Below are 23412 nucleotides of genomic sequence, written 5' to 3' on the forward strand. Positions count from 1 at the left end.
ACGGAAAGGGCAATTTGCCAAGCGGCCGTCACGCGCATGGTCTACGGGATGCGTTCCGCCCGGCAGCCTCAACGAACGATCGCCCCAACGCTTGGGGCGATCCAGAAACATGCCAGCCATGCCGGGCTAGCCCGGCATGGCGTAACGCACTCAGCGCGCTTCGATCATCCCGTCGACCCGCTCGCCCTTGAGCAGGCGGACCGGCGCATGGCGATATTGGCGGAAATCGTTGAACGGATCGGTGATGATCTTGGTCGCCCAGATCAGCCCCGTCGGAACATCGCGGATGAAAAAGAGCTGGACGGTGCGGAAGACCAGCCCGCCCGCACCGAGCGCCAGCCACATCATGCCGACGTGACGCAGGAAACCCATCGGCCCCGGGATCGGCGAGAGCAGGCCCCACAGGGTCGGGCTCACGAGCAGAAGCACCGGCATCAGCGCCCAGATCGACATGAAGACGACCTTGCGGAACAGATTATAGCCAACCTTGATCTCTTCCTTATAGGCTTGGCTGGCCTCGTTCGAATGATCGTAGCCCTTGGGCTCGAAGAAGAAGTGGCCCGCCTGACGGCTCGTCATCGCGACGCACCAGGCGAGCAGGCTCGCCATCGCCGGATCGTGGAACAGCAGCACATAAGCGACGAGAAAGGTCGATGCGCTCAGGAAGTGCAGGCTCTGGTTGATCAGGCTGTGATGATAATAGCGATGATCGTCCCAGCGCTGCTCGGCGAGTTGCTCGCGAAAGGCGGCAACCTTGCCGCGCTTTTCCGACGGCGTCGTCATTTCGTCGATCGTATTCATGTCCAGCATATTGCTCATGCCGCCACCTGCTGGCGCTTGCGAAAACGGACCAAAGCGAAATGCCCCAGCGGCGGGATCGGGCGGTTCTCGACCAGTTCGACCGTGCCGTTGGCGACCGCCCAGTTGGAATAACGCGACCAGGGGAATTCGGTGCGGAAGCCGAGCCGGCTGGTGATCGGCATCAGCGCCTTCTCGATCCCACCGCGCAGGCCCTTGCCGGCGCCCAGGCGGGTGGTGATCACGATCTCGCCGCCGGGGCGCACGACGCGCGCGAACTCGTCGAGCGCTTTCTCCGGATTGGGCACGGCGGTGATGACATATTGCGCGACGATCACGTCGAAGCTCGAATCCTCGAACGTGAGCGCCTCGGCGTCCATCACCTCGATTGCCTCGACATTGTTGAGGCTGTAGCGCTTCACCCGCTCACGCGCCTTGTCGAGGATCTTGTCCGAGATATCGATGCCGTAGAGGCTGGCGGCGCGCGCATAGCCAGGCAACGAGATGCCGGTGCCGACGCCGACTTCCAGGATGCGGCCGCCGATCTTGTTGGCCACCTGGATTGCATCGCTACGGCCTTCGCGAAAAACGCGGCCGAAAACCATGTCATAGATCGGTGCCCAGCGATCATAGGCCGCTGCCACCTTGTTCGTCTTCATGATTGCTGCTGCCACGTCGGCGCCTTCCTTGCACTGCCTCAGCCTCTCGTTATGCGAAGATTTTGCGACAGTAATATGAAATATCCCGAACGATTTTGTGACTATAGTGGTCAGCTATTGTGTCACGAAACCGACATGGAACTGCAATCGCCATGACTCCGTCCATCGATATTGGAGCGATCGACCCTGACTGAACCCCGGAGCGAGCGGTGGCGTCTCTGCCCGATCAATCGATTGTAGCACGACGGAATTCAGAAGGGCCGAGCGGTCCGCAGCAGCGCGGGCCGATCCTGCCCGATTGGCTGCGAGAGCCCGAACCCCGGTCACCCAAGGGCCCGCGCCTGAAATTCCGCACGGTCTGGATTTCGGACACACATCTCGGCACGCCCGGCTGCAATGCCGAACTGCTGCTCGATTTCCTGAAATCGGTCGAGTGCGAGACGCTCTATCTGGTCGGCGACATCATCGACGGCTGGCAGCTGCGCAAGGGCTGGTACTGGCCGCCCAGGCATAACGACATCGTCCGGTGCGTGATGAAGGCGGCCAAGCATGGCACGCATGTCGTGTACGTGCCGGGCAACCATGACGAACTGTTCCGCGATTATGTCGGGCTTCAGCTCGGCGATATCGAGATCCTGCCCGAAGCGATCCACGAAACCGCGGACGGCCGCCGCTTGCTCGTGCTCCACGGCGACATTTTCGACAGCATCGTGATGTATGCCCGCTGGCTCGCCTTCCTCGGCGACAGCGCGTACACGATGCTGCTCAAGGTCAACAAAGGCGTCAACGCGGTCCGCCGCCTGTTCGGCCTGCCTTATTGGAGCCTCGCCGCGCATCTCAAGAAGCGCGTCAAGAATGCGGTCCAATTCATCTCTCGCTATGAAGAGGTCGTGGCACATGCCGCGATCGAGCGCGGTCTGGACGGGGTCGTCTGCGGCCATATCCATTCGGCCGAGATCCGGCAGTTCGGCCCGGTCACATATTATAATGACGGCGACTGGGTCGAGAGCTGCACCGCGCTGGTTGAGCATGCCGACGGCCGGATGGAGGTGCTCGACTGGGCCGAACGCGTGCGCCATCAGATCGCCTCGGCCGATGCCGGCAAGCCGCGCAGGCCAGTGCTGGTCACGGCATGAGGATCGCGCTCGTCTCGGATGCGTGGACGCCCCAGGTCAACGGGGTGGTGCGCACGCTCCAGACGACTGTCGCGGAATTGCGACGGCGCGGGCATGAGGTGACACCGATCACCCCCGATCTGTTCGCCACCCTGCCCTGCCCATCCTATCCCGATATCCGTCTGGCGATCGGCTGCGGACCCGCGATGCGCCGCCGGCTCGATGCACTCGATGCCGACGCGATCCATATCGCCACAGAAGGCCCGCTCGGCTGGGCGGCGCGGCGCTGGTGCCTCAGCCATGGCCTGCCTTTCTCGACCTCGTTCCACACACGCTTCCCCGATTATCTGGCGGTGCGCACCGGGCTGTCGGCCGAGCTGTTCTGGCCGGTGCTGCGGCGCTTCCATGCTCCCGCCGGTAGCATCCTGACCGCGACCGACACGCTGGCGCAGGAACTGGCGGCACGCGGCTTGCCGCAGACGCGGCGCTGGTCGCGCGGCGTCGACCTCGACCTCTTCTCGCCCGACAATGCACCGCATCCGGCGCTTGCGAGTCTGCAGCGCCCGATTCAACTCTACGTCGGCCGGGTCGCGGTCGAGAAGAATATCGGTGCGTTTCTCGATACCAATGTGTCCGGCACCAAGGTCGTGGTCGGCGACGGTCCGGCACTGAAAATGCTGCGCCAGCGCTACCCGGATGCGCTCTTTCTCGGCGCTCTTCACGGAGCGCTACTCGCCGCCGCTTATGCCGGCGCCGACGTCCTCGTCTTCCCGAGCCTGACCGATACGTTCGGGCTGGTGATGGTCGAGGCACTCGCCAGCGGCACCCCGGTCGCCGGCTTTCCGGTGCGCGGACCGATCGACATCATCACTGGCGGCGGCCGCGGACCGGACGGGCGCGCAAGCGGGCGGATCGGGGCGCTGTCCGAAAATCTCGAGACGGCCATCGTCGATGCGCTTACCGCCGATCGGGCCGCCTGCGCGGCCGAGGGTGCGCGATACAGCTGGAGCGCGTGTACCGACCAGTTCCTCGCCGGGCTCTGCCTCGTCGGTCATGAGGCGCTCCGCAGCGCCGCATAGCGTTTGCCGGTACCGATGAAACGATGATGGTTTGCGCCGACCCGATTCAGCGCGTCCATAGGATGTCGATACAACTCCATCCAGCTTGGCACATTATCCCGGGAATCAGGCTGACCATCGCTAAACGATTGCACCTTGGCCCAGCGATTGCCACTATACTCGCGGCATCGAGATTTTTATGCCGAGTTACTTCGCGTCCCATAATATAAAATTAGTATAAACATATTTGTTAAACCGCGTTTACCCAATTCTCGGTTAACAATTAGTGAAATACTGGGACGATACGGTTCTTTAAGACCTCTCCTGCTATCGGTGATGGCTCTAATCAAGAGCGGTGTTGTTCCGCACTGCTGTTGCGAGGGCGTAATGACTGAAGTCGGAATCAACCTGGCACCCATCAATTACTGGTCGACGGAAGACCCGTTCATCGACCGGTTCAAGACGTCCGGCGCGTGGCAGGCAAGCAACGGCGCCACGATCGCACTTGATTCGAACGGCTATCCCGAAGGAATCCCGGCCGGCGCCAGCAACATCATGGCTGCCGTCAGCGTTGATTCGATCGACTCCGGAAACTCCAATATTTACACCATGACCTATGATGGTTCTGGCAACATAAATATTCTTGGATCAAAGATCCTATCTTCCGTTAATGGAACCATTACATTTCAGGCAACTTCATCGATCGTAGTCCTGCAGATATCATCGATGTCGGCGACCGATCCCGTTTCCGATATTCATATCGTTCGATCGGATCAGATGGATCTGTACAAATCTGGCGAGATCTTCAATCCGGCGTTTATCGATAAGATCTCCCAGCTCGATACGATCCGCTTCATGGATTGGGAAAATACCAACACGCTCGCGCCCGTCTCGTGGGACGATCGCACGCAAGTGAGCGATGCGAGCTGGAAGACCGCGCCGATCGAGACGATGGTCGCACTGGCGAACGAATCCCATACCAATATGTGGTTCAATATCCCGACCGAGGCAGACGATGCCTATGTCACCCAGGCGCTCACCTACATACGCGATCACCTGGACCCCTCCCTGAAAGTCCAGGTCGAATATTCCAACGAGGTCTGGAACTCCGCATTCGCGGCTCGTGGCTATGCGCAGGCGGAAGGCGAGCAAGTCCTTGGTGCCGACGCAAGCAACGCCGCAGCCCTGTATTACGGTTATCGATCGGCACAGATCGCCTCGATCGGCAAATCGGTATTCGGCGACAGCGCAGACGCCCGGCTCGACAATGTCGTCTCGGGCTTCGTCGGGAGCCCGTCGTGGAACGCGCAGGTCATGCTGGGTATCGAGAAAGCCAATCTCGGCTCCGCCAACAGCCTGTTCTCCGATTTCGCCATCGCCAATTATTTCGGCCTGTCGACCGGCAATGCGGCCGACCAGAACACGATCCTCGGCTGGGCACAGAGCGGCCAGGCGGGAATCGATGCAGCCTTCAACGAAATGCTCAACGGCGGCACTTTGAGCGGCGACCAGAGCCTTGCCGCACTCGCCAAGCTCTACGTCGCGCAGGAATCACTGGCGAACACCTACGGCCTCAATCTCGTTTCCTATGAGGGCGGTGTCTCGCTCACTTCCTATCAATTTTCCGCCAGTCAGCAGGCGACGGTCACGGCGTTCTTTCAGGAGCTTGCCAACGATCCTCGAATGGGGACGCTCTACACGAAACTGATCAACGATTTCGTCGCGGCAGGCGGCGATGCCATGAACGCCTATAACGACGCGGGCACCGGTGGCGTCTGGGGCCAATGGGGGACGCTGAACGATATCTACGATAGTGGCAGCGCGCGGTTCGACGCTCTCGTGGCGGCGAACGACCACACGGATACCAGAAGCAACGTAGTGCTTGCAGATGGTCCCTTGGCCGTCAACGGAACGAGCGGCAACGATACGTTTACGACGATCAACAATGCGATCATCAGCGGGGGGCGGGCAACGATACGTACTATATCAATAGTACGCTGACGAAGGTCGTCGAGGATGCGAACAACGGTTACGATCAGGTCATAACCACGCTGACGGACTATACCCTCGGTGCCAACATAGAACGACTGACTTATTCCGGCACCGCCAATTTCCACGGCGTCGGCAACGAGCTCGATAACAATCTATATGGATCGAGCGGCAACGACACGCTCGAGGGCGGCGCGGGGAACGACAATCTCTATGGCGGCGCCGGCAACGATATCCTGATCGGCGGCGCAGGCGCGGACAATCTCACCGGCGGCGCCGGAGCGGACACGTTCGTTTTCGCTACCCTCGCCGATATCTCAACCGTCAAATACAGCTATGACCGGATCCTCGATTTCAGCAGCGCCGAGGGTGACAAGATCGACCTGTCGGGCGTCGACGCCAACAGCCTGCTCGCGGGCAATCAGGCCTTCGTTTTCCTCGGCACCGGCGCCTTCACCAAACATGCCGGCGAACTCGATTACACCGTCAATGCCGCCGGCAATTACGTCACCGTCTCCGGCGACCTGAATGGTGACGGCGTCGCCGACTTCTCCTTCAACGTGATCGGCACCCAGTCGCTCAGCGCAAGCGACCTCATCGGTGTCACCACGCCCAGGACGATCCTCGGCTCGGCCGGCAACGACACCCTGTCGCTGGGAGGCGATTACGGGTCGATCTATGGCAATGCCGGAAATGACAAGCTTTATTCGGGATCGGCCACGATCGCGCTCTATGGCGGCACCGGCGACGACAGCTACTATGTCGAGGACGCAAACACGCAGGTGGTCGAACAGGCCAATGCCGGAACGGACTCGGTCTTTACGTCGACCCTGACCAGCTACACGCTCGGCGCCAATGTCGAGCAGCTGTTCTACCTCGGCACCGGCGATTTCCACGGCGTCGGCAACGAGCTCGACAATCGCATCGCCGGTGGTAGCGGCGACGATATCCTCGAAGGCGGCGCCGGTTCGGATTATATCACCGGCGGCGCCGGCAACGATACGTTGATCGGCGGCACCGGCGGAGACGAGCTCGCCGGTGGAGCGGGCGCGGACAAATTCGTCTTCTCATCGCTGTCCGATTTCGGCACGGCCAGCCGTCTCGACATCATCGATGACTTCAGCCGCGCGGAAGGCGACAAGATCGACTTCACCGGCATCGACGCCAATAGCGTAGCCGCAGGTTCCCAGGCCTTCTCGTTTCTAGGCACGGCCGCCTTCACCAAGCATGCCGGCGAACTGCGCTATACCTACGATGCCGCCAACGATCAGTCGCTCGTCTCCGGCGACATCGATGGGGACGGCGTCGCCGATTTCACCTTCCGGGTGAAGAATGTCTCGACCCTCTCCGCCAGCGACTTCATCAACGTCAACATTCCCAAGATCGTCAACGGCACCAGCGGCAATGACCGGATCGTCGCCGACGGCGACGTGACCGTCTACGCTGGCGCCGGCAACGACACGCTGGTCGAAGGGACGGGCATCGACACCTTCTACGGCGGAGCCGGCGACGACACCTACTATGTCGGCAGCAGCCGTACCCAAGTGTTCGAAGATGCGAACAGCGGTTACGATCAGGTCGTAACCACGCTGGCGAACTACACGCTCGGCGCGAATATCGAACGACTGAGCTATACCGGTACCGCCAACTTCCACGGCGTCGGCAACGAACTCGATAACACCCTGTTGGGATCGAGCGGCAACGACACGCTCGAGGGCGGTGCCGGCAACGACATTCTCTATGGCGGTGCCGGCAACGACATCCTGATCGGCGGCGCAGGTGCCGACAGCCTCACCGGCGGCGCCGGAGCGGACACGTTCGTTTTCACCAGCCTCGCCGATATCTCGACCGTCAAATACAGCTACGACCGGATCCTCGATTTCAGCAGCGCCGAGGGTGACAAGATCGACCTGTCGGGCGTCGACGCCAACAGCCTGCTTGCAGGAAACCAGGCCTTCGTCTTCCTCGGCGCCGGTGCCTTCACCAAACATGCCGGGGAACTCGATTACACCGTCAACGCCGCCGGCAATTACGTCACTGTCTCCGGCGACCTGAATGGTGACGGCGTCGCCGACTTCTCCTTCAACGTGATCGGCACCCAGTCGCTTAGCGCAAGCGACCTCATCGGTATCACCACGCCCAGGACACTCCTCGGCTCGGCCGGCAACGACACCCTGTCGTTGGGAGACGACTACGGATCGATCTATGGCAATGCCGGAAATGACAAGCTTTATTCGGGATCGGCCACGATCGCGCTCTATGGCGGCACCGGCGACGACAGCTACTATGTCGAGGACGCGAACACGCAGGTGGTCGAACAGGCGAATGCCGGAACGGATTCGGTCTTCACGTCGACCCTGACCAGCTACACGCTCGGTGCCAATGTCGAGAAGCTGTTCTACCTCGGCACCGGCAATTTCCATGGCGTCGGCAACGAGCTCGACAACCGCATCGCCGGTGGCAGCGGCGACGATATCCTCGAAGGCGGCGCCGGTTCGGACCTGTTAAGCGGTGGCGCCGGCAACGATACGTTGATCGGCGGCACCGGCGGCGACGAGCTCGCCGGTGGAGCGGGCGCGGACAAATTCGTCTTCGGTTCACTCGCCGATTTCGGCACGGCCGGCCGGCTCGACATCATCTACGATTTCAGCCGCGCGGAAGGCGACAAGATCGACTTCACCGGCATCGACGCCAATAGCGTGGCCGCCGGCTCCCAGGCCTTCTCGTTTCTAGGCACGGCCGCCTTCACCAAGCATGCCGGCGAACTCCGTTACATTTACGATACCACCAACAACCAGTCGCTCGTGCTCGGCGATACCAACGGTGACGGTGTCGCCGATTTCTCGTTCTGGGTGAAGAACGTCTCCACCCTTTCCGCCACCGACTTCATCAACGTCAACATTCCCAAGATCGTCAACGGCACCAGCGGCAATGATCGGATCGTCGCCGACGGCGACGCGACCGTCTATGCCGGCGCCGGCAACGACACGCTGGTCGAAGGGACGGGCATCGACACCTTCTACGGCGGTGCCGGCGACGACACCTACTATGTCAACAGCAGCCGGACCCAGGTGTTCGAAGATGCGAACAGCGGTTACGATCAGGTCATAACGACACTGACAAACTACACGCTCGGCGCGAATATCGAACGACTGACCTATACCGGCACCGCCAACTTCAATGGTGTCGGCAACGGGCTCGACAATAGCCTATACGGATCGAGCGGCAACGATACGCTCGAGGGCGGTGCCGGCAACGACTATCTCTACGGTGGCGCCGGCAACGACATCCTGATCGGCGGAGCAGGTGCCGACAGCCTCACCGGCGGCGCCGGAGCGGACACGTTCGTTTTCACCAGCCTCGCCGATATCTCGACCGTCAAATCCAGCTATGACCGGATCCTCGATTTCAGCAGCGCCCAAGGTGACAAGATCGACCTGTCGGGCGTCGACGCCAACAGCCTGCTCGCGGGCAGGCAGGCCTTCGTCTTCCTCGGCACCGGCGCGTTCGACAAACATGCCGGGGAGCTGAATTACACCTATAATTCGGGTGGCAATTATCTGGTCGTATCGGGCGATATCAATGGCGACGGCGTCGCCGACTTCTCGTTCAATCTGAATGGCGTCAGTTCGATCAGCCTCGATGATTTCATTGGCGTGAACCCCGCCGGTTCCAGCAGCACCGTCACCGTCGCCGCCAAGAGCCTCGCGCTTTACAGCAGCGTCGCAATCACCAGCGATTCCAGTACGACGGACAATAGCAACCCCGTCTATGGGACCTCCAGCACCGACAAATTGTACAGCGGCACCGGCGTAGCCACGCTGTACGGGGGGCGGGCGACGACACTTATTACATCGAGAGCAGCAGCGCGAAGATCGTCGAGCAGGCCAATGGCGGCACCAATTCGGTCATGACCTCGACCTTGAGCAGCTACACGCTCGGCGCCAATGTCGAGAAGCTGTTCTACCTCGGCACCGGCAAGTTCCACGGCATCGGCAACGACCTCGACAACCGCCTCGCCGGTGGCAGCGGCGACGATATCCTCGAAGGCGGCGCCGGTTCGGACATGATCAGCGGCGGCGCCGGCAACGATACGTTGATCGGAGGCACCGGCGGCGACGACCTTTACGGCGGCGCCGGCGCGGACAAGTTCGTCTTCACCTCGGTCGCCGATTTCGGCACGGCCGGCCGGCTCGATATCATCTATGATTTCAGCCGTGCGGAAGGCGACAAGATCGATCTCGGAGGGGTCGACGCCAATACCAACCTCGCAGGCGACCAGGCATTCTCCTTCCTGGGCACGAGCTCCTTTACCAAGCATGCCGGCGAACTGCGGTCCGCTTACGACGCGACCAATGACCAGTCGCTCGTGCTGGGCGACACCAATGGCGATGGCGTCGCCGACTTCTCGTTCTGGGTGAAACATGTCTCCAGCTTCGTCGCCAGCGATTTCAACCTCTGACGCGCGTGGCCCCTTTTTTTGTTGAGTATCAGGCAATGACCTTCTTCCCTTCGATTGCCGAACAATTGGCACAGGCTTTCCGCCTCTGCCGCAAGCATTTCGTCTACGCGGCCTTGTTCAGCGGGCTCATCAATCTGCTCTACATCGCCCCGACCCTTTACATGCTGCAGGTCTATGACCGGGTCGTTCCCACCAAGGGCCTGATGACCCTGCTCTTCCTGACGCTGATCCTGCTCGGCGCACTCGCGGTGATGTCGCTGCTCGATCGGATCCGCATGCGGCTGCTGCTGCGCGCCACGGTCCAGCTCGAACAGACCCTGACCCCGACGTTGCTCGATGCAACCTTGGGGCGGCCGGACCTGCCCGAGGCACCGATGGCGATGCGCGATCTCGACGCGGTCCGCCAGACGCTGACCAGCCCGGCCATGCTGGCTTTGTTCGATGCCCCATGGACGCCGATCTACCTGCTGGTGTGCTTCATGCTGCACCCGCTGATCGGCGCGCTCGCGCTCGCCGCGGGCATCCTCATGCCGCTGATCGCCTGGGCCAACGAAAAGGCAACCCGCACCAAGCTGGATGCTGCGCAAAAATATGCCACAACCGTCTATGCCAAGCACGATGCCTTGCTTTCGGGTGCGGAATCGGTGCGCGCGCTCGGCATGCGCGGTGCGATGGTCAACCGCCAGACGGCCGAACGCCGCTCGATCATGACGATGCAGGCCGATGCAGCCATTTCGGCGGGCAGCTTTTATGCGGCCAGCAAGTTCACCCGGCAGGCACTGCAATCGCTGGCGCTCGGGCTCGGGGCGCTGCTGGCGGTCGATGGCCGAATCTCAGCGGGCGCGATCTTCGCATCCTCCTTCCTGATCAATCGCGCCATCTCGCCGATCGAGCAGCTGGTTGGCACGTGGAAGACGATCGTGCGGGCGCGCAGCGGCGTCAATTCGCTCTCGCGCCTGCTGTCGGCGACCGCAATCGAACGCAGCCCGACCCGCCTCCCCGCCCCCAAAGGCGCGATCGAGCTCGATCAGGTGGTGGTGTTCAACCAGACGCGCGACGGCACGATCCTTGGGGGCGTCTCGTTCAGCGTCGAGGCCGGCCAGGTCGTCGCGATCGTCGGCCCGAGCGGCGCGGGCAAATCGACCCTGGCGCGCGTGCTGGCCGGCGCGCTGGCCTGCGATCGCGGCACGCTCCGTATCGACGGCGCCGACGTCGGCGATTGGGAGCCGGAACGGCTCGGCCGCCACATCGGCTTCCTGCCGCAGGATTCGCGCCTGTTCGCCGGCACGATCAAGGATAATATCTGCCGCTTCGATTCGGTGATCGACGACGATGCCGAGCGCGTCGACGCCGCCGTGATCGATGCCGCGGTCAAGACGAAAGCGCACGACCTGATCCTGCGGCTGGCGCAGGGCTACGACCATGTGATGAGCGCGAACGGCCAGGGCCTGTCGGCCGGCCAGGCGCAACGCATCGCACTTGCCCGCGCGGTCTATGGCTCGCCGGCCTTGCTCGTGCTCGACGAGCCCAATTCGCATCTCGACGGCGAGGGCGACGAGCATCTGCTCGCCGCGCTTTCGCAGCTCAAGGCGGATGGCAAGACCATCTTCGTCGTCTCGCACAACCGCAGCATATTGCCGGTCGTCGACAAGATCCTGTTGCTCCGCGACGGGCGGGTCGAGACGTTCGGCCCCCGCGATGAGGCACTCGCCCGCATGACCCCGCAATCGCTCCCCAACGTCGTCCGCCGGGTGGCCCAGGCATGAGCACGCTGACCCAATTGCTGCCGGTCAACGGTGCCCCGCTGCCGCCGGCCGTGATCGCCGATCCCCGCCGCGACATCCGCGCCGGCCTGATCATCGCCACCTTGTTCTTCGGGGTGTTCCTCGGCTGGGCCAGCCTTGCCCCACTCGACGCATCGGCGACCGCTTCGGGCACGCTCGAAGTGTCGGGCCAGCGCCAGACGGTGCAACATCGCGACGGTGGCGTGGTCGGACGGCTGTTCGTCCGCGAGGGCCAGCATGTCAAAAAGGGCGAGTTGCTGATCCGGCTCGCCGCTGCCGATGTCGAGGCGCAGGAACATGTGCTGGCCGGGCAGATGATGCGCCTGCTCGCCCAGCGCGCACGGCTGGAAGCCGAGCGGGCCGGGATGCGCACGATCACCGCGCCGATCGAATTCGCCTCGCTGTCGGCCGACGAGCGCGCCGAAGCGGCGGACATCCTGCGCCAGCAGCAGCGCGAACTCGACACGCGCGCCTCGGTGCTGGCCGGCCAGAAGAGCGTGATGGGGCAACGCGTGTCCGAAGTGACCGCACGCAGCCAGGGCTACCAGCAGCAGGCGTCATCGGCGAAAGAGCAGATTCGGCTGCTCGATCAGGAACTGAATGCCCTCGCCCCGGTCGCGGCGAAAGGATTCGTCTCGCAGAACCGGATGCGCGATCTCCAGCGCCAGCGCGCCGAGCTGGTCGGCCAGCAGGGGCAGGCCGCCGCTGGAGTCGACGAGAACCGCCAGAGCGCACGCGAGAATGCGATCAACGTGCTGCAGGCGCAGAGCAATTTCCAGCAACAGGTTGCCGCCGATCTGCGCGATGTCGAGACCCGGCTGAGCGACGTCCTGCCCAAGCTCGCCGCCGCGCGCGACCAACTGGCGCGCACCGAGATCCGCGCGCCTGCCACCGGCGTTGTGCTCGCCCTCACGGTCTTCACCCCCGGCGCGGTGATCACGCCGGGCCAGAAGGTGATGGATATCGTCCCCGATGCCGCCGAATTGCGCGTCAAGGTGCGGATCGCACCCGAGGATATCGACGATGTCATGCCGGGCCAGCAGGCCTTGATCAAATTCCCGGGCTTGCACGATCGCCGGCTGAAGGATCTGGAAGGCGTGGTCGATCGCGTCTCGGCCGACAACCTCACCGACCAGCGCACCGGCGCCTCCTACTTCGAAGGCGAGATCGTGATCCCGCCGGCGCAACTCGCGCTCATCGCCGAGGTGCGTGGCAATCAGGCCGCGCTTCGGGCCGGCATGCCCGCGCAGGCGCAGATCAAGCTGCACAAGCGCACCGCACTGCAATACGGGCTCGAGCCGCTGACCGACAGCCTATGGCATTCGTTCGGGGAGCATTGAGAAAACGCTGACTTCAAATTGATCGTCATTCCCGCGCAGGCGGGAATCCATATTCTCTAGCGTCCCGATTCATTCGTTTGGCTCAGAGATATGGATTCCCGCCTGCGCGGGAATGACGGCGATCGGTCTCATTTTGGTCTAACCTAAAGGCGCCATCGCCTCCTCCAGCACCTCGAACACGCGATCGTCGCCCATCATCGCCGCATTGAATCGCATATGATTGCCTGCCGTCTGGGCAACGCTGAAGACGTTGCCCGGCGCCAGCACGACATCGCGTTCGAACGCCCGCCGCGTCACCACCGCCGCATCCACCCCATCGGGCAGCCGCCCCCACAGGAAGATGCCCGCCTGCGGCTCGATCCACGGCGTGATACCGATCGCCTTGAGCCGTCGGATGGCCTTGGCCCGCGCCTGATCCAGCCGCCCCCGTACGCGCTCCATATGGCGGCGAAAGGCGCCGTCGGTCAGGATCGTCTGGACCAGTTCCATCGAGATCGGGCTGCCCGACATGCTGGTGGCGATGCGCAGATCGGTCAGCGCCGCGATCCAGTCCGCACGCGCCGCGATATGCCCGCATCGCACCGCGCTGGTGAGCGATTTGGAGAAACTGCCGACCCGTATCACCCGATCGAGCCCGTCGAACCCCGCCAGGCGCGGCGACGGTACATCCTCGAAATCGGCGAAGATATCGTCTTCGACGATCAGCAGGTCATGCGCCTCCGCGAGCTTGAGCAGGCGATAGGCGATCGGGGCCGCGAGCGATCCGCCGGTTGGATTATGGCAGGCCGAATTGGTGATGTAGAGGCGCGGGCGATGCGTTTCGAGCGCCTCGGCAAACGCCGCCATGTCGGGCCCGTGCGGCGTATAAGGGATGCCGATCGGCCGCGCGCGATGCGCGCGGAGCATCGCCTGGAAATTGAAATAGCCCGGATCGTCGATCAGCACGGCATCGCCCGGCTCGATCAGGAAGCGGCAGATCAGATCGATCGCATGCGTCCCTGAATCGGTAAGCAGGATCTGGTCGGGCGCGGCCTCGACCCCCTGCTCGCCCAGCCGCCGCGCGATCAGCCGCCGCAGCGGCTCGGGGCCCATCGCCGAGGCATAGCCGGTCAGCGTCGCCGACGGCGCCGAGCGCGCGATCGTGCGCAACCCCTTGCGCAGCATATCCTCTGGCAGCCACGCTTCGGGCAGCCAGCCGCAGCCGGGCTTGAGCGCGTGCGGTTTGGTCGCAAGCGATTGGTGGAGCATCCACAAGGGATCGATTTCGCGCTCCGGACGGCTGTCGACCCCGGCAATGGCCAACGGCGCGAGCGGGGCCGCAACATAGAAACCCGATCCCGGCCGCGCGCGGATCACGCCCTCCGCCACCAGCCGGTCATAGGCATCGACGACGGTCGATTTGGAGACTCCGCTGCTCTCCGCCATCGCCCGCACCGACGGCAGCCGCGCGCCCGGCACGAGCGCGCGGCGCTCGATCCGCTGCTGCACGAGCTGCATGACCTGTTCGACACGGCTGCGCTCCGGAAGCTCGCTGAGCATGATCGTACTGCCCTTCTAACCAGTACAGTTCGGATGAATTGTATTGGACTGTCCCTAGGCCAACGCAGCGCAAGCGACAAGAAGGGCGCCGACGAAACCAGGAGAAAGACCATGTCGATCATCGCCCGCTCATCCGCCGTTCTGCTCGCTTTCGCGATCGCGACGCCCGGGATCGCGCGCGATATCGCGAGCATCACCACGCAGGTCCGCGTCAAGCGCGTAGCGGATGGCGACAAAATGGAGCGCCGCCTGCAGGCCGCCGCAATGGAGGCGTGCGGCGCATCGGCCTTCAGCTTCGCCGAATATCGCGCGGCCGTCGCCAAATCGGATTGTTACAAGACGGCCTTGGCGAACGCGCACGATCGCCTCGCCAGCGCCGACAGCGTCACCGCGGGCATGAGCAGCGGGAGCCGATGATGCGGATGGAGATGCTGGCGGTCCTCGCCTCCTTCTGCATGGTCTCGACGATCACGCCGGGGCCGAACAATATGATGCTCCTCTCCTCCGGCGCGACCTTCGGGTTGCGCCGGACGGCACCGCATATCCTGGGCATTGCCGGTGGCTGCGCCCTGATGGTGCTCGTGCTCGGCTGGTCGGTGGCAGGACTCGCCGCGCGCGTGCCGGTCCTGTTCAGCGTGTTGCATGTCGTCTCGACCGCCTACCTGCTGTGGCTGGCATGGCGGATCGCGACTTCGGCCGGCCCGCACGAGACGACGTCGCGCGGCCGGCCGTTCAGCCTGTTCGACGCCGCCGCCTTCCAGTGGGTCAATCCCAAGGCCTGGGCGATGGTGCTCGGCGCGGTCGCAAGCTTCGCCCGACCGGATCACCTCGCGACCGACGTGCCCGTCATCGCCTTGGTGCTGGGGCTGATCGGCCTGCCCTGCATCACATTGTGGGCGGGATCGGGATCGATGCTGCGCGGCCTGCTTGCCGATCGACGGACGTTGCGCGCGTTCAATATCGGTATGGCGGCCTTGCTTGTCGCGTCGATCGCGCCAGGCGTGTGGCAGGCGGTCGCATGATAGGAGAAGGGGCTTGGTCCGAACAGGACCGGGCCCTATGCCGCCGTGACTGGAAAAGAGACAAAGCTTGGCCACCTGTGAAACCCCGGCGCGAAACATCGCCGACGCCTTGAGGGAACGGGGGTATATCCATGTCCCCGCCCCCGAATTCTGCGCGCTGCTGAAAGGTTCGGACCAGGATTGGGCGGCGTTTGCTGCATCGTGGGATCATTTGGGGCCAGATCGTTTCATGGCGGACGGCGGACGCTACCGCAGCCGCCGTTTCGCCGCGTTCGAAGCCTGCGACCAGATCGCAACGCGCAAGGCGCATCAGCCGCATTTCCAGAGCCGCGATTACAATCCGCTCAACGGCGACATCCAGCGCTGGTTCGATCCGATCGCGCCGGAGACGGTCGACAACCCGATCCTGCAAGACATCTTCCGCATCTTCACCCCGCTGTTCACCAGCCTCGACCAGCGCACGCCGACCACTCCATGGCATTGCGAAGTCCATCAATTCCGCATCGAAACCTCGCCGGCCGAACTCGGCCGCCCGACGCCCGAAGGGCTGCACCGCGACGGCGTCGATTGGGTGGTGGTGATGCTCGTCAACCGCCGCAATGTCGCCGAGGGTACCACCGAAATCGGCGCGCCGGACGGCCAGCCTCTCGGCCGCTTCACGCTCTGCGATCAGGGCGACGCTGTGGTGCTCGACGATCGTCGCGTGCGCCATGGGGTAACCCCCATCCGCCCGATTGCGAAGGGGTCACCCGCTTATCGCGACGCACTGGTCATCACCTGGAGCGCGGAGACCGACCGGCCCGATTGATTCAGAAGAGCGAGGTGATGCGAAGGTTGAAGCGGCTGGAGCCCGCCCTGGTGCGGCCGGCATTCGTCGCCGCCACAGCGACCTCGCCATTGAAGATCATGAAGCCGCACCGATAATCCGCCCCCGCCCCGAAGGCCGAAGCCACGGCCGAGGCCTCGCCATGCGCGGCACCGTAACCGGCGTCGGCGAGGAGATAAGGCGACAGGCGGCGCGCCATGCGGATCAGCCCCGGGGAAAGCCGCAGGGTCGTACGGCTGACGACACCCTGATCGAAGCTGCCGTCATCCAGCGTGTAGGCGCGCACCTGCGACGGGCCGCCGATCCCGATCGCCTCGGTCAACGGCAGCGTGCGCGGCGCGAACTGGCCGAACATATCCGATTGCAGCACCCAGCCATGGCCAAGCTGATGGACCAGCCCCGCCTGCCCGGTGACGAAGGCATAACGGGCATGATGCGGCACGCCGAAGGCGAAATCGGTCAGGCTGCGATCGTCGTTGCGTCCATCCAGCCCGCCCGGGCTCACCTTGACCGCCAGCTCCAGCGACAAATTGTCTCGCGGGCCGGTCGCTTCGAAATTGTAGGAGGCGCGCAGCTGGATGACGTCCTGGCTCGCCCGGAACGCCTCGAAATCGCCGAACAGGGTGCGGAGATACTGGCGCTTGAATTCGACCCCGAACGCGACCGAACCGACCGCACCGGGGACCAAGTTCGATGCTGCGCTGCGATAGAGCGCCGAGGTTTCGAGCGTCCATTGCCGGACGAGGAAATCCTCGACCGTCACATTGGTGTGGACATAGTCCGCGGCGAATTCGAACGCCTGCCGCGGCGCCGGCGACAGGCTCATCCGCGCGGCATGGCTGATATAGAGCGGATGCGAGGCATCGCTGAACGGATCGCCCGGTTTGGTGATGGCATCGCCCGAGACCGTCGTCTGATAGCTTATGGCGCCGTCGGGCAACCCCGGCAAAGCCGCCTGGAACCCCGCAAAGAAGCGCGACCGCCCGGTCTGCGGGGTTCCGCTATTGGCGTAGCCGGCATAGAACGACCAGGGTTTGGACGGCGCCACCTGCAGCGTCAGATCGGTGGTACCCGGATCGCTGCCGGGCGAGAGGGTCGACTCCACCTTGCGATACGGATTGCGGTTGAGCCAGGCGAGATCCTCGGCGATTTGCGGCGCCGACAGCATCTCACCCGGCTGCACGCGCACCGATCGGGCGACGCGATCGGCGTGGGCCGCGTCGGCCGGCGACACCGTCTTGCGGCCGAGATGGAAGACGACGACCCGCATCTGCAACACGCCAGCATCGATCGGCTGCGGCGGGGCGACGACGGTGAGGAAAGGATGGCCATGCGCGCGGTAGGCGAGCACGATCGTCTTGCGCAGATCGGACAGCAATGCGCGCGACAGCGGCTGCCCGAGCTGCGCGGCAAGGCGCGCGCGCAGCTTTGCGGCGGGCGCGTCCACGAGCCGCGACAGATCGACGCCCTCCGCTGCTCCCCTCACCAGCGGATCGCTCGCGCCCAGCAGCACCAGCGCGCGAACGGGCGGCCCGAGCGGGGTCTTGTCGCTGTCCGAAGCCCCGATCGGCGCCACGGGCGGCGCCGACGGCGTCAGCACCGGCGCGGGCGGCAGATTGCGCTCGATGCTCTGCGCATCGAGCGGGGCCGCCATCATGACCGTGCCGGCAAGGCCAAGCCAGTGGAGCCGGCTCAACGCACCAGCAGAACAGCTCACGGCATCGCGATGAGCGTCGGCCGGACGCCGAAGGACGAATTGGTCGACCGCCAGATCTTGGTGAAATCGAAGCTGGGATAGCTGCTGTTCGTATTGACCGGCTTGGTCGTGCCGGTCCCGATTGCCGTCACGCGAACGAGCGAACCATTGTTGAGCCCGGCAGCCACCGCCACCCCGGTCGTTCCCAGATCCCAGTAGAAATCGGTGATGGTCGCGCCCGTATCATTGAAGCCGACAACGCCGCCGATGCCGCTTGTGCCGGTCACCGCGCCCGACGCATAGCCACGGATCACCGATGCGGTGCTACCCGTATTCCAGCCGATGAGTCCACCGACCATTGCACCGCCACTGACCTTGCCGGTGGCATAGACATCGCTCACCGTACCGGTATTCTTGCCGATCAGGCCACCGGTAAGCTGGCCAATACTCTTGACTGCGCCACCCGCCCACGAGCGCATGACCGTGCCGTCATTCTCGCCCACCAGACCGCCGGTCCAGCGCGACCCTGTCACCGCACCCGTCGCCTGCGATCCGGCGATGACGGCACCGGATTCGTTCGCACCGGCGAGACCGCCGACCATATAATTGCCGGTGACCACACCTGACGCCGTCGTCCGGGTCAGGCTCCCCTGGTTCTTGCCCACCGCGCCACCCGCGAAATTGCCGGACGCCGTGACCTTGCCTGTGGCGCTGCTCCGGTCGATTACGCCCAGATTCTCTCCCACCAGCCCGCCAACATGCGCGCCCGCGCTGGTCACGCCGCTATCCGACGAGACGAGGAGCGAACCCCAATTCTGGCCGATCAGCCCGCCGATGATATCGGTGCCGGTCACCGTCATCGAGCTCGACACGCCCACGATCATACCCGCCACGTTCCAGCCGACGAGACCGCCCGAATCGAAGCGACCGCTGACCGTGCCGCCGACCAGCTTGATCCGCTCGATCGTCCCGCTCCGCAGGAAACCGAACAGGCCGACCAGGTCCATCGAAGGACGATTGATGACGAGATTCGAAATGCTGTGATTCTGACCGTCGAGCGAGATGGTCGATGGGGTCAACATCGTTCCGATCGGCACGAAGCCGGTCGAGGTGCGCCAGATATCCGAGGCATTGGTCACGACCGCGCCGTTGATATCGGCAGCGATCCGATACGATTTGCCGCTGCTTGCCGACAGGGTCAGCAATTGCAGCTGATGCAGATTGGTGATCCTGGAGTGTAGTTCCGACCGCAGCATCGGCCGCGTATCGCCGGGCAGGATCGCCCAATCGCCCGAGAAATTGAGCGCGGCGTAGGTGGCCTGGGCATAAGGATCGTGGCCGGAGGTGCCGCCGACGGCGATCAGATTGGACCGCGTGCCGCCGACGATCGCGCCGATCGCGGACGCCTGCCCAGTCGTGCCGCTATCCCAGTAAAGCTTGCTGATGCTCGTGCCGGCATCCTGCTCGCCGATCAGACCGCCGAGCGTGCCGGCACCGCTGACCGCACCCGACGCATAGCCCAGACTGACCGTACTGCCGGTCACGCTGACCTTGCCGATCAGCCCGCCCCCGATCGAGCCGCTGACCGCGCTGACGGCACCGGTCGAATAGACGTTGCTGACGGTACCGCCGGCGAGCCAGCCGAGGAGGCCGCCCGCATAATTGCCCGCCGACGTGCTGGTGACCGCGCCGCCGGCATAAGAATTGCTGACCGATCCGCCCAATTGATAACCGACAAGGCCACCGGCCCGGCCATTGACCCCGCCCGTGACCGCCGCGGTCGAGAACGAATCCGCAATCGTGCCCTCATTCCAGCCGACCAGTCCCCCAGCCTTGGCGCCCCGTACCACGCCCGATGACGAGCTGTTGGCTATCGTGCCGTAATTAGTGCCGACCAGCGCGCCGGCCGTCGTGGTGGTGCCATTTGCGTTGACGCCGACCAGATCGATCCCGTTGATCGAACCCGTCGCGCCGAGCACGCCGACCAATCCCACCGGACCGCCAGCGTTGCGGACGATCTTCATGCCCGAAATCACCGCCGATCCATCGGCCACGAGCGATCCCGTGAAGGGGCTCGCATCGGTGCCGATCGGCAGGAAGCCGGCCGCCGACCAGATACCCGAGGCGTTCGCGGTCTCGCTGAGATCGATCTCACCCTGAACAGTGTAAGCCACATTGGGCTGGAGCGCAGCGAGTTGGAGCGCGTGGCCGTTGGTGATCGTGTTCGAATATTCCATCGACAGGATCGGGCGGGTATCGCCCTCGAGGATGACCCAGTGGCCGGTGCCGGCGGTGAAATCGAACCCGCTATAGCTCGCCTGCTGATAACGTGCCGTGCCCGATAGCGGCGTCGCCCCGAGCGCTCCGCTGCCACTATAGATGGCCGCGCTGCTGCCGGTCGTCGTGGTATCCCAAAAGGACGACACGATCGTGCCGCTGTTGTAGGTGATCAGCCCCGCCGCATGCAGCCCGGTGACCAGGCCGGTGGCATAAGCCGAAGTGACCGTGGTGCGGTTGTCGATACCTGCGATCAGGCCGCCGGCATAGGGGGCCGTAACGGCGCCGGTCGCGTAGACATTGCTGATCGTTACAGTCCGGCTCCCGTCACTCGACGTTCCGATAAGGCCGCCCGCCCCGTAATCTGTGCTCGTGACCGCGCCGCTGGCATAGGAATCGGAAACGGTACCGCCGTCCTCGATCAATCCGATCAGACCGCCCACGCCCCCCGTCCAGGCGGACACCGCGCCGCTCGCAAAACTGTTGGTGACCGAGATTGCGTCGGCAGTGCCGACAAGCCCGCCCGTATTGTCGGTTCTACCCGTTACATTTCCCGTCGCCGAAGCGTGGTCGATCGAGGTTTGGGTGGCTGTGCCGATCAGGCCTGCAGTATCGTATATTCCGGAAACCGCTCCGCTCGCACCGGAATAGCTGATCGATCCGCCGGATTGGGCGCCGACCAAACCGCCCGAACTCTGGCCCCCTGTGACGTTGCCGCTGGCCGAACTGTGGGTTATCGTGCCACTCGATTCGCCGACCAATCCGCCTGCATAGGTCCCGACGATCACATCGCCGGAGGCGGTTGAATTGCTGATCGTCTTCCCGGCCGCAAGAAAGCCGACAAGGCCCCCGCCAGTTCGGTGCGTGCCCGACGTATAGGTCGGAATGATCACAAGGCCACTGGCAGATCCGTTCGAAACATTGCCTTCCGCATCGCCGACCAGGCCGCCGACATAGTTGCCGCCGGTGACGGCCGCGGTCGATGTGTTGGAATTGTTCACCCCGGACGAAAGACCGACGACCCCGCCGACAGCCGTATCGCCCAGGATCGTTCCGCCGACGGCGTTCCCGGTCAGATTGCCGCTGGCCTTGCCCGCGATTCCGCCGGTATTGGTACCGCCGGTGATGTTCGCGGCGATGAGCCTGGTATCCTGAACCGTCCCGGTGACCGACGCGAACAGGCCGGTATTGAGGCTGGTGGCCGGACGATTGATCGTCAGGCCGGTGATCGCGAAATTGTTGCCGAGATAAATGCCGCCGAAGTTGCTCGACGTGGTGTAGACGCCGGCCGTATCCCCGATCGGGATGAAGCCCTGGCCACCGTTGATCGTCGCGCTGGCCGACGCATCGATATTGGCGTTCTGATAATAGAAGGCGCCGGGATTGGTGCCGACCGCCTGAAGCTGCGCCAGATTGCTGACGAGGAAGTAAGCCGTCAGCTTCACCCCGCCGGCGAGATTGCCGCCGAAACTGGTCGGCGTGGCGTAGGATGTCGGGTGGTAATAGATCGTCATCGTGCCGGGGGTCGTCACCTTGACCCCCGATCCGAATGCGACCGTGCCGATGCCAGTGCCCTTGCCATCGGCGCGCAACACGACCTTGCCCGCGGCGCTATCGGTAATGCCGGCGTTGACGTTGATGTTGCGGTAGGCGCTCAGGACCAGAGATTGCGTGCTCGCCCAGCTGATCGGCGCGCTGATCGTAATATCTCCCACGCCGGTGGGGTTCTGGACGCCGGGGCCGCTCGCGCTGGTCGCCGTGGTCTTCAGCGTGACGTCGCTGGTGGCAAGCGCGGTGCTGATCGTCGATGCGGCGGCGCTGTCGATGGTGAGACTATACGGATCGATCAGCCAGTTTCCGCCGCCCGTATCGATCGACACACGCGTGAAATCGACATGATCGCCCGAGGTCTCGACGAAGCCGCCCGCCCCGCCCTTGGCGCGCGCCGAGAGCGTCCCTTCGGCGACCAGATCACCGCCCTCGGCGATAAGGTATAGCTTGCCGTCTTTCTCGCCGACGCCGGTCGCCTGGACCAGCCCGCCGGTATTGCCCGCGAGCGCGTACACATTACCGCCATTGGCACGCAATTCGGCCATCGCCGCCTTGATCGCACCACTGTTGGTGACCGATCCGCCGCTCGTGCCCACCCGCACCGCGAACTTGCCGGCGTCGGTGGCGGTGTCGCGCAGCAGAACCGTCGAACCCGACAATAGGCCCGCAGCGCCACCGGCTGTAATCGTGCCATCGTTGCTTACCGTTGCAGCGCTCAACACGACATCACCGCCGAGCGCGCCGATCTTGCCGAGATTGACGACTGAAGCGGTCGACGTGCTCGACAGGGACAGGTCGCCACCTGCCATGAAGCGATCATTGTCGATGCCAAGGGTCGAGGCGACGAAGCTGCCACCGACATCGACCACACCGCTTTTGCCGACGATGACACCATTGGGGTTGATCAGATAGACCGAACCGCTCGCCGACAGCAGGCCGTCGATCTGCGAAACGCCGCCGCCTTTGACGCGATTGAGCGTCGCGCCGCTCCCATTGTCGAACCGCACAATACCGCCGCTGCCGATCGAGAAACCCGACCAGTCGATGACCGCGCGCGTGCTGCTCTGGGTGACGGTGACCTGCTGCGGGCCGGTGCCGATATTGGCCGATCCGGCGCCGACAACTCCCCCATTAGGCAACACCGGATTCGCCAGCGCGACCGATGCCGCGAGTATCGAACCACCGAGGAGCAAGAGAGCATGGAGGCCCTTCGAGCCCGAAAAACGCGCACCCGCGCCGGCCAATCGAATCCCCGCATTGCGTCTTCCCCCGTAAACGCTGTCGGGTAGAATCTAG

The 23412-nt window shown here is 63.9% G+C and carries 16 protein-coding genes and 1 pseudogene; 11 read left to right on the plus strand and 6 right to left on the minus strand.

Annotation, left to right across the window (positions count from 1 at the left end; translation table 11 throughout):
• Positions 1-150: 150 nt before the first annotated feature.
• Positions 151-819 carry a hypothetical protein gene (locus AB4Z44_RS13180; protein ID WP_404710156.1) on the minus strand — a complete coding sequence of 223 codons (669 nt, stop codon included), beginning with the start codon at positions 817-819 and terminating at the stop codon, positions 151-153.
• Positions 816-1457, minus strand: a complete 642-nt coding sequence (locus AB4Z44_RS13185; RefSeq protein ID WP_404710157.1) for a methyltransferase domain-containing protein — start codon at positions 1455-1457, stop codon at positions 816-818. The genes AB4Z44_RS13180 and AB4Z44_RS13185 overlap by 4 nt, the downstream gene beginning before the upstream one ends.
• 233 nt (positions 1458-1690) lie before the next feature.
• Between AB4Z44_RS13185 and AB4Z44_RS13190 the strand changes: the two genes are divergently transcribed.
• The 4 genes and pseudogenes from AB4Z44_RS13190 to AB4Z44_RS13205 all read left to right on the plus strand — a co-directional run.
• Positions 1691-2593: a UDP-2,3-diacylglucosamine diphosphatase gene (locus AB4Z44_RS13190; RefSeq protein ID WP_404714230.1), complete on the plus strand. Its 903-nt coding sequence runs from the start codon at positions 1691-1693 to the stop codon at positions 2591-2593.
• On the plus strand, positions 2590-3651 hold the full coding sequence (locus tag AB4Z44_RS13195; protein WP_404710158.1) for a glycosyltransferase family 4 protein: 1062 nt from the start codon (positions 2590-2592) through the stop codon (positions 3649-3651). The genes AB4Z44_RS13190 and AB4Z44_RS13195 overlap by 4 nt, the downstream gene beginning before the upstream one ends.
• Before the next feature lie 366 nt (positions 3652-4017).
• Positions 4018-5631 carry a hypothetical protein gene (locus tag AB4Z44_RS13200; protein ID WP_404710159.1) on the plus strand — a complete coding sequence of 538 codons (1614 nt, stop codon included), beginning with the start codon at positions 4018-4020 and terminating at the stop codon, positions 5629-5631.
• An 86-nt stretch (positions 5632-5717) separates the two neighbouring features.
• Positions 5718-5876 (plus strand): annotated as a pseudogene (locus AB4Z44_RS13205) (calcium-binding protein); the annotation flags it as partial.
• A gap of 60 nt (positions 5877-5936) precedes the next feature.
• On the opposite strand, the gene AB4Z44_RS13210 reads toward AB4Z44_RS13205, so the two are convergent.
• Positions 5937-6083, minus strand: coding sequence for a hypothetical protein (locus AB4Z44_RS13210; RefSeq protein ID WP_404710160.1), 147 nt, complete (start codon positions 6081-6083; stop codon positions 5937-5939).
• A gap of 96 nt (positions 6084-6179) precedes the next feature.
• Here AB4Z44_RS13210 and AB4Z44_RS13215 point away from each other — a divergent pair, with 96 nt between their 5' ends.
• From AB4Z44_RS13215 to AB4Z44_RS13230, 4 genes are read left to right on the plus strand one after another with little or no spacing between them, the layout of a single operon-like run.
• Positions 6180-9533, plus strand: coding sequence for a hypothetical protein (locus tag AB4Z44_RS13215; protein ID WP_404710161.1), 3354 nt, complete (start codon positions 6180-6182; stop codon positions 9531-9533).
• Complete coding sequence (locus AB4Z44_RS13220) at positions 9530-10081, plus strand: M10 family metallopeptidase C-terminal domain-containing protein (protein ID WP_404710162.1); 552 nt, start codon at positions 9530-9532, stop codon at positions 10079-10081. Before AB4Z44_RS13215 ends, AB4Z44_RS13220 begins: the two co-directional genes overlap by 4 nt.
• A 35-nt stretch (positions 10082-10116) precedes the next feature.
• Positions 10117-11847, plus strand: a complete 1731-nt coding sequence (locus AB4Z44_RS13225; protein ID WP_404710163.1) for a type I secretion system permease/ATPase — start codon at positions 10117-10119, stop codon at positions 11845-11847.
• Positions 11844-13205 (plus strand): HlyD family type I secretion periplasmic adaptor subunit, encoded by a 1362-nt coding sequence (locus AB4Z44_RS13230; protein WP_404710164.1) that lies wholly within the window; start codon positions 11844-11846, stop codon positions 13203-13205. The genes AB4Z44_RS13225 and AB4Z44_RS13230 overlap by 4 nt, the downstream gene beginning before the upstream one ends.
• Before the next feature lie 138 nt (positions 13206-13343).
• Here AB4Z44_RS13230 and AB4Z44_RS13235 read toward each other — a convergent pair whose 3' ends face one another.
• Positions 13344-14744 (minus strand): PLP-dependent aminotransferase family protein, encoded by a 1401-nt coding sequence (locus AB4Z44_RS13235; protein WP_404710165.1) that lies wholly within the window; start codon positions 14742-14744, stop codon positions 13344-13346.
• Between the two features lie 111 nt (positions 14745-14855).
• Here AB4Z44_RS13235 and AB4Z44_RS13240 point away from each other — a divergent pair, with 111 nt between their 5' ends.
• The 3 genes from AB4Z44_RS13240 (at position 14856) to AB4Z44_RS13250 (ending at position 16574) form a co-directional block, all read left to right on the plus strand.
• The gene (locus AB4Z44_RS13240) at positions 14856-15161 is read left to right on the plus strand and encodes a hypothetical protein (protein ID WP_404710166.1); all 306 of its coding nucleotides are present in this window, start codon (positions 14856-14858) and stop codon (positions 15159-15161) included.
• A complete protein-coding gene (locus tag AB4Z44_RS13245) occupies positions 15158-15766 on the plus strand; it encodes a LysE family translocator (protein ID WP_404710167.1) in 609 nt (202 codons plus the stop codon). The genes AB4Z44_RS13240 and AB4Z44_RS13245 overlap by 4 nt, the downstream gene beginning before the upstream one ends.
• Positions 15767-15833: 67 nt before the next feature.
• Positions 15834-16574, plus strand: a complete 741-nt coding sequence (locus AB4Z44_RS13250; RefSeq protein WP_404710168.1) for a 2OG-Fe dioxygenase family protein — start codon at positions 15834-15836, stop codon at positions 16572-16574.
• Position 16575: 1 nt separating this feature from the next.
• On the opposite strand, the gene AB4Z44_RS13255 is transcribed toward AB4Z44_RS13250, so the two are convergent.
• Both AB4Z44_RS13255 and AB4Z44_RS13260 read right to left on the minus strand, forming a co-directional pair.
• Positions 16576-18309: a ShlB/FhaC/HecB family hemolysin secretion/activation protein gene (locus AB4Z44_RS13255; RefSeq protein ID WP_404710169.1), complete on the minus strand. Its 1734-nt coding sequence runs from the start codon at positions 18307-18309 to the stop codon at positions 16576-16578.
• Positions 18306-23360 (minus strand): beta strand repeat-containing protein, encoded by a 5055-nt coding sequence (locus AB4Z44_RS13260; protein ID WP_404710170.1) that lies wholly within the window; start codon positions 23358-23360, stop codon positions 18306-18308. The genes AB4Z44_RS13255 and AB4Z44_RS13260 overlap by 4 nt, the downstream gene beginning before the upstream one ends.
• Positions 23361-23412: the final 52 nt, after the last annotated feature.

It is taken from the genome of Sphingomonas sp. MMS24-J13, assembly GCF_044905095.1.
Taxonomy (GTDB): Bacteria; Pseudomonadota; Alphaproteobacteria; order Sphingomonadales; family Sphingomonadaceae; genus Sphingomonas_I.

Coding starts and splice junctions, on each gene's coding strand:
- AB4Z44_RS13180 (WP_404710156.1), bottom strand. CDS start 819: ATGAGCAATATGCTGGACATGAATACGATCGACGAAATGACGACGCCG.
- AB4Z44_RS13185 (WP_404710157.1), bottom strand. CDS start 1,457: ATGAAGACGAACAAGGTGGCAGCGGCCTATGATCGCTGGGCACCGATC.
- AB4Z44_RS13195 (WP_404710158.1), top strand. CDS start 2,590: ATGAGGATCGCGCTCGTCTCGGATGCGTGGACGCCCCAGGTCAACGGG.
- AB4Z44_RS13200 (WP_404710159.1), top strand. CDS start 4,018: ATGACTGAAGTCGGAATCAACCTGGCACCCATCAATTACTGGTCGACG.
- AB4Z44_RS13210 (WP_404710160.1), bottom strand. CDS start 6,083: ATGTTTGGTGAAGGCGCCGGTGCCGAGGAAAACGAAGGCCTGATTGCC.
- AB4Z44_RS13220 (WP_404710162.1), top strand. CDS start 9,530: ATGACCTCGACCTTGAGCAGCTACACGCTCGGCGCCAATGTCGAGAAG.
- AB4Z44_RS13225 (WP_404710163.1), top strand. CDS start 10,117: ATGACCTTCTTCCCTTCGATTGCCGAACAATTGGCACAGGCTTTCCGC.
- AB4Z44_RS13230 (WP_404710164.1), top strand. CDS start 11,844: ATGAGCACGCTGACCCAATTGCTGCCGGTCAACGGTGCCCCGCTGCCG.
- AB4Z44_RS13235 (WP_404710165.1), bottom strand. CDS start 14,744: ATGCTCAGCGAGCTTCCGGAGCGCAGCCGTGTCGAACAGGTCATGCAG.
- AB4Z44_RS13240 (WP_404710166.1), top strand. CDS start 14,856: ATGTCGATCATCGCCCGCTCATCCGCCGTTCTGCTCGCTTTCGCGATC.
- AB4Z44_RS13245 (WP_404710167.1), top strand. CDS start 15,158: ATGATGCGGATGGAGATGCTGGCGGTCCTCGCCTCCTTCTGCATGGTC.